At 37.8% G+C, this 2,708-nt stretch carries 1 protein-coding gene and 1 pseudogene; both read right to left on the bottom strand.

From position 1 onward, the window contains the following. Positions 1-1,725, bottom strand: a pseudogene (locus HMPREF2728_RS02585) (hypothetical protein); the annotation flags it as partial. Positions 1,726-2,476: 751 nt separating this feature from the next. Beyond that, positions 2,477-2,708 (bottom strand): MiiA motif-containing surface protein (locus HMPREF2728_RS02580; RefSeq protein WP_148130247.1); only part of this gene is annotated, 232 nt, incomplete at its 5' end.

Here is a 2,708-nt window from a genome sequence, read left to right as displayed (position 1 = left end):
ATCACTTGCTACTGATGTTTGACCATCTTTAGTTGCTTTCGCTGTTACAGCGCCTGCTGGGATATCAACTGTTGGTGTGATTGTTGCTTTACCATTGTTATCAGCTGTTGCTTCACCAATCTTGTTGTTGTCTTTATCGAACAACTCAACTGTAGTTCCTGGATCAGCTGTAACTTCAACTGATGTCTTAGTACCTGCTTTACCTGTAAGATCTGTGTTCACAACTGGTTTGGCTGGGGTAACTGGTTTTGGTGTTTCCCCTTCAACTTCAAATGTAATCGTAACTTCTTGTGGAGCTTGTTTGTAGTGAGCTGGGTAAGTAACCACTACTGTTTTAGTGTAAGTACCTGCTTCTGTAGCAGTTGGTGCTTGACCGTCTTTCCATTTGAAGCTTGTTGCACCACGGTAGTTATTTGGGAATTCTGGAGTGCCAGCCTTGTTAGTTACATAAGTAGCTGGATCTGCAGCAAAACTTCCACCAACTTTGGCAGTGTACTTTTCTTTAACTGCAACTGCTTGGAATTTTGAACTTGCATTATCGATGTAGTTATCTGTGAAACCAGTCATGATGTTTGTTCTTCCACCAACAAGCCCTGTTCCTTGCATACCTGCAACATAGTCAAGTGGCTTAGAGTTATCCAAGATTGGTGTGTCATAGGTAATAGTCCACATAACATTACGAATCGCATTATTATCAGCAGTCATCGTATACAAAGCTTGTGAACGTTCTGCGGTTTGAGCTGCAACTGCAGCTTCATTGCCCTTAATTGCTGGATTTTTTGTATCTTTATAAAGTTGAGTCAAGCGTTTCGTCATTTCAGCGCCAGTATAGGTATTCATGCGACCTTTCTGACCCATCAAGTAAGATCCATCATTATCTTTCCAGTAATCACGACTATTAACTACTTTTCCGTTTTTATCTGTTTGGACAACTTTCCAGTTTGTTGGTTCACCTACTGAACCTTTCGGAATTGTAAAGTAGACATAACCACTGGCTGAATTTCCTTTACGGCCTGGGTTATCAAGAACTGTCCAATGGATAACATTATTAGCCTTGTCTACTTCGTAGCTAATTTTAACATAGCCTTCGACATCTTCTTTATTGCTATAGTCAAGGTTTTCAGCACCTTCTGATGCTCGTGTTGCTGTAGCTCTCGCTGCACGATTAGTACGTGGTTTAGCTACTAAAGAACCATCCTTGATCGTTTGTGCTGCTGTCAAGTTTGCACTTGAGCCATCTGCAAAAGTCACAACTACTGATCCGTCTGCTTGGACTTGAACATCAGTCGCTGTAGGATTTGCTGCCTTCACAGCTGCTACAACTTTTGCTTTTTCTTCATCAGTAAGTGCTGATGGATCGTATACCACAGTCACTTCTGGAGCTTGGATGCTGTCTGCTTCCTTAGCTTTTTCAGTCGCAACTACTGGTTCTTCTTTAGAATTTTGAGTAGGTTCAACTGGTTTTTCAGCTTTTTCTTCAGCAGTTGCTGGAGCTACTTCTACAGCTGGCGCTGCATAAGTTGGGTTTTCTTCAGATACAACTGGCTTAACCCCCTCTGTTGTAGAGCTAGTATCTGGCTTAGCTTCTACCGTATCTGCTTTGACTGATGGTGCTACTAAAGCAGCCCCAACCGCAAAAACAAGCGAACAACCGAAAAGGAAATGTTTTCCTTTTTTGATCATACGCCAATTCTTTTGCTCTGCATTTTTACGATTAAAATACATATTTATATCTCCTTTTTTTGTACTTCTTAGCATTTTATCTGCTACATACATCTTTATTATAAAGTATGTCTATCAGAAAGTCAAAAAATTGTATAGAAAACAATAGTAGTAAAATTTTACTACTAATGTTCAAAAATAGCATTTTCTAACCCTTAAGCAATCCTTATTATAATAGGATTTTCAACTCAAAAAATCCTTACAACAATTGTTAAACAGTACAAGTTTATCTCATCAATTTATATCAAAATAGATACATTACTTTACACATTTATAACTTTTGTCCAATTTTAAAATTAGTCTACAATACTTGAAATTAAGAGACATATCCTCTTCTTGATATTTTCCGTATGTACTTAACAACGAACAAGCACCATGAGCAAAGGATCTCAAAAAAATACTCGCTCTAACCTGAACGTCCCTTATATAAAAGATTTCCTCAAATCTAAACATAGCTAGAGTATGGCCAAACTATATATTCACTCGCTTGTTTAATAACAGAAATTTTTATCTAATCCACTTACTTTATAAAGGTGCGATTATCAACGACAAATAACTCTGATTAACTCTATAAAATATAGATAATATTTGAAATTATTCCTATCTCTGATATGTTTCTTTATGAAGAAAAGCCCATAGAAACATTTGTTCTATGGGCTTTGTCTTTAAACTTATCTACAAGAAGATCTTCCTAAGAATTTTCTAGCAAAATTACAGAATTCATATTCTCAAATTTACTTTACTGAATATTTTCTTACTCTTCTTCCTCGCGTTTTTTAGCGATGAGGAGTCCTCCTGTCACTGCTGCAAGAAGTGCTAGTCCAAGTGAAGCGTTAGATTGTTTAGTACCAGTGTTTGGTAATTCTTTCGCTCCTGCTTTCTTAGCCGGTGCTTGAGCAGGTGAATCTTGGTTAGCAGCTGTAACTGTTTTTTCAGCTGGAATGACTGCTACCGATCCATCTTCAAAGGTTACAACTACTGATCCG

This window comes from Streptococcus sp. HMSC061D10, from assembly GCF_001808865.1.
Lineage (GTDB): Bacteria > Bacillota > Bacilli > Lactobacillales > Streptococcaceae > Streptococcus.
This window is presented reverse-complemented; position numbering and strand designations above follow the sequence as displayed.